The organism is Tannerella forsythia (assembly GCF_003860135.1).
GTDB lineage: Bacteria > Bacteroidota > Bacteroidia > Bacteroidales > Tannerellaceae > Tannerella > Tannerella forsythia_A.
The window spans coordinates 1-4,713 of sequence record NZ_RQYN01000094.1; the positions used below are offsets into that span (position 1 = coordinate 1).

The 4,713-nt window shown below is 45.5% G+C and carries 2 protein-coding genes; both read left to right on the forward strand.

The window, feature by feature from the left end; genetic code table 11:
• Positions 1-148: 148 nt before the first annotated feature.
• Positions 149-529, forward strand: a complete 381-nt coding sequence (locus tag EII41_RS13270) for an HU family DNA-binding protein (protein ID WP_124790969.1) — start codon at positions 149-151, stop codon at positions 527-529.
• A gap of 66 nt (positions 530-595) precedes the next feature.
• On the forward strand, positions 596-4,713 hold a 4,118-nt coding region (locus EII41_RS13275; RefSeq protein ID WP_185711924.1), incomplete at its 3' end, for a hypothetical protein.

Sequence of the window (4,713 nt, forward strand, 5' to 3'; positions counted from 1 at the left end):
AGAAAATAAATTTACATCCGTATGTAAGTTTACGCGCGTCCGTATGTAGCGAAATTTATATACGGACGGAAATTTACGCGCGTCCGTATGTACGTAAAAACGGTAAAAATAAACTTCCATATTCATCCTAATAAAAACGTAAAAAATCATGAAGTACAAATTAGTGCAGCGGAAAAATCCGCAAAAGCCTGCTGAGCCGGGCAAGTGGTATCCTCAGGCAATTAATGCCGGGAGAGTAACGGTCAAACAGATCGTAACCGATATATCGGGACGCTCCTCGCTTACACGGGGAGATATTAACAACGTATTAGACAACTTCCTCGACCGGTTGCCAGCCTACTTGATGCTCGGGCACAGCGTGCAACTCGGCAGTTTCGGTACCATACGGTTGTCCATCACCGGCGAAGGCGTGGATACGAAGGAGAAGTACAATGCGAAGAAAATGAACCCGCCCAAAGTTGTTTTTACGCCGGGCGTAGACTTTAAGAATAACCTCGACGAAATCACTTTCGATCTCGTAACCGAGTAAGAGAGAAGGATCCTGAGGAAGAAATGACAATTAAAAAAGAAGATTTATTTACTAAAATCAGAAATTATGAAAAGAAGATTAACAATTTTATGGCTGGCTTGTATCGCGTTAGTGATGGCAGGCAGCGGAACAATGTGGGGACAGGCCTATAAGAGCGGCTACGTCTCCGCTGACGGGAAGGTAGATGTCCGAAGAGGAGATGCCAATGCCCCGGATAGTAAAGGCTACATTACGAATGCCGACAATGTGAACAATGAGTTTGGAGCTGGAGAGTCTGCCATAATTGGGGGGAATGGTGTATTGACTGTTCCCAATACGAATCCGCTCCACACCGTGCAGAATGTGTATGGAACTTTACTCGTAGGTTCTCAATATTCGCAAAATGTGGTGATGAATATTTTTGACAATGGCGGAGGTGCTGCGGGTCAGATCATCAATGTCCACTTTAAGGATTATCGACAAACGGCCTGGCCTGTTAATTGGACTGCCAAAGAAGCGACAGACCGAATGTATTTTCGTCTTCTTAAGTATGATGCAACTAAAGATATAGGAGATTTAGGTCTATTTACTGGTGGCACAGGGAGTGCTGCACCTCCTGTTCCTGCCGGATCCGAAATGTTGGGCTACGCAGATGCATTAAATGGCAATTATTATGGTAGTGTTTTTGCTGCGGTAAAAATCGCCCCGGATGCTGCCGTTTTTCCGATCCATAATCATGTCAGTAACTGGGATAAGACGAGTTTTAAGATTAATCTTGCGGGAATGGGGGATAATATTTATACCTCGACAGTTGATTTGCTTACTGGAAATGATGACGGGAAGCAATTATGGCAAACAATACCGGGGCCCCAATCAAATTATGCCAATTATGCAGCCCTTGCCGGTGTTACCGGAAGTTCGTATATACGGCCTACTACGGTAATGGTTTCGGGAGTTAACTCATTCGGCGAATTGCGTATGTCCGACATCGGCTGGTGGTGGATGTCGAAAGAAGGTACATTAGGAGCTCCACAAGATATGGAGGCCAATTTCAACGCTTCAGGATGTTCCCATTTTAGCGGAAAAGTTTATTATCAGAAGCAGGATGCGACGTTTGAGGATAAAGGAATGTATCAGCTCCCCGATGCTTATGTCGACGGGGCAATCCGTTTCTTGAACAATTCGCGTACTTGTGTGGCCGGAAATGCTACAAATGCTACCACTCAAGGAAAGAGCAAGGCTTATCTGGTATTCCCGAAAGAAGAACATTTTGCTCTTCGTGTAGGTGGGGACTTCGGAGCATTCCCGATGTATGTAGAAGACAGAACGGTTGCCGCGGAGGATAAAAACGGGTGGTATTCGAAATCTGGCGCGCCGGCTTACCCGACAACTACTACTGCCGATATTTTCCTGATGCCGGGTACTGCACCATGGGCAGCCGACTGGAAAGCATCACACACATACCCGCAAGATAACGGCATCAGTGCACATCTTGGTCCCAACAAACAGGTTACAGCTGGTATCTGGGGGGTCAATGGTACGTATGCAGGAACGAACGCGAATATTCATACAAGCAAAACGGCAGCAGGTGCCGATGATAACGATGGTGTGATTGAGGTTGGAGAGGCAACCAAAGGAACATACAACAAATTCTTTGTGTACTCCGGCGGTACCTTTAAAAATTACGGTGGCTGTGTGAACATCTCGCAAGCGATCGATATGAGAGGAGCTGCTCCTGCTTTCAAAATGGATAAAGATCAACCTTTAAATATTCTAAATGACGGAGGAAACGATCCAAACGATTTCCAAAATGCTTCTATCTTATTGGGTGGTGCTGGCTTAGTCAGTTTAAATGCAGCTACTTCAGCGCCGACAGGTAAGGGAGCTTTACACGTACAGGCCAAAGGCAAAATATCGACCGGCGATTTAAATAATCCGATCGGTTATGGTAGTTTGACGATCAACGCAGCACAGAATAATAATAATGCGGCGTTTATTTCGGAGTTGTCATTCGTTGAAATGGGTGATTTAATCTATCAAGGTGGTGCCGGAGCTGGTGCCGGGTATGAAAGTAACCTGACCGTATGGGCACGTGGCGAAGCTGATCATCGGAATAATAAATTTGGGAATGTTCGTTTAGGCAAAGTAGAAATTACATCGCCCCAGGCAGATGCCAATAATACGTGGAATGATCCATTGAAAAATTATGTTCCGATAAACAATACGAATCTGATACGTGATCTGTATTGCAAGACGGATTTGTTAGGTAGCAATCCGGCAGCTTATGATGCGTTAGATGCGAAACTGCAGACACGTATTCAGTCTCAAAATGATGGGGTAATGATTAATGGAGAATTCAATTATAGCGGAAAAGACGGTTCTTTACTCGTACAGGGAGCCGGTAACGTTGTGATGCAAAAAGATGCGACCCTTCAATTAGAAGGTAAAGGAGATGTGGCTATCCAGTCCAAATCGAGTACCGTCGATATTCGAGGCAAATTTGCTTATACAACAAACCAACCTCAAAACGATGTGTTCATCGATGGAGAACAAGGGGCTTGGCTGCACCATGGAGCAATAGATATGGCGACAGCTACCGGATCGAACGTGGCCGTTCAATCAAACCAAGGAGATGTGTGGTTCAGAAAAAAAACGTTGCCTACTCCGGTTGATTTTCAGGTGACTTTTGGTGGAGGAAATACAGCTGCTCTTGATCTCTGGGCAGGACAAGATCTTAAATTCGATATTCCTTTTACCTCAACAGAAAATGCCGACAAGATTATTTCCAACCTCTATGCCGGAAGAGATATTCTATCGGCTACCGATGCGCACTTGACATTTAACAGTACAGCTGATATCGGATCAAAATTGACAATGATAGGACGGCGTAACATAACACTCAGTGGAAAACTTACCGCGAACTATACGGGTAATACACAGACGCAGACAATTGCCGTACAAGCTATGGGCGGAAACATTACAACTGACGACGATGTGAATGTAAAGACAGAAACAGATAACTATGTCCTCTTCTCGGCCGAAATGATTGATTGTGGTGTGCAGAATGGGGGTAATGCAGGATATACGGGTTGTGATCCGGGTAACCGCAATAGCAAAGACGGCAATATCTGGTTTAATGACTCTGTGATTATTAACCGCCTTAATACGGGACATGGAACGACCGATTTTCTGGCAGTAAATAATCTGCGTTCAGCTTCGGTCAAAGTGATGAGTAAAGCCGACGAGGATACGGTCAATGTCGTTTCTCACAAAGGGAACATCTGGTTGGGTTATAGTGCAGGCAAGTCTGCATTCGATGTTAATCGATTTCTTTACAGACCCGAGGGGGCTGCCGGAGAATTGCTCATCAAAGCTGGATTCGACGATGTGAACAATAAGAATCATGATGGAGGCGCCAATATTTCATTTACACAGATTGATGCTGACATGAAAGCCAGTTCTACGCATAACATGACGATTCAAATCCCGTTCTCAAACGAGTATTTGTGTGGCGACGCCTGTGACGATTTGTTACACGCTCGTAAAGGGGAGTCTATGATGCGTTATGAACATGCTGGTATCATCGGTGGTGTAGGTCGCTGTGGTGTGGACAAAGATATTGCAAAATATAGTGACGTTACCGATGGAACTGCAGTAATGCAGGCTCCGGATAAGTCTATAGTTTATCGCGGTAATAACGGAAACTTAACGGTTGACGCAGGTCAGCGTGGAAATATCATTATGAATACGGGTACGGAACTCGATTTCCAGAACAACAAGGGAAGCGCTTTCTTCCGCACTCGTTTCGGTGATATCGACTTGCGTAACAAGACGAATGTACAAGGTCTGCGAGGCAGTCTGCTTCTGCTGGCACAGACGGATGACCTGAGCGACTTGGCGAAAGTGGGCTTCTGCGGTTGCGCCGAAGAGCGTAACAATGTATACCTGCAGGATTTCCAATACACCCCGAACGATTCGTCCGGAAGTATTTTTATCGGTGCGGACAATAACATTAAGCTGAACTATGGCGGTCTGCAAAACAAGGGTACGCGCCACGATCCGTTCCTGAGCACGGACTACAATCCGACTAATCCGGGCGAAAAGATCGGAACGGACTATCCGTGCGGGTTAGGCAAATACCATTGCGATATGGTAGATGATGAGAATCAGGCCCGTCCTCTTATGCTGGACTTCTCGAAGGCTGT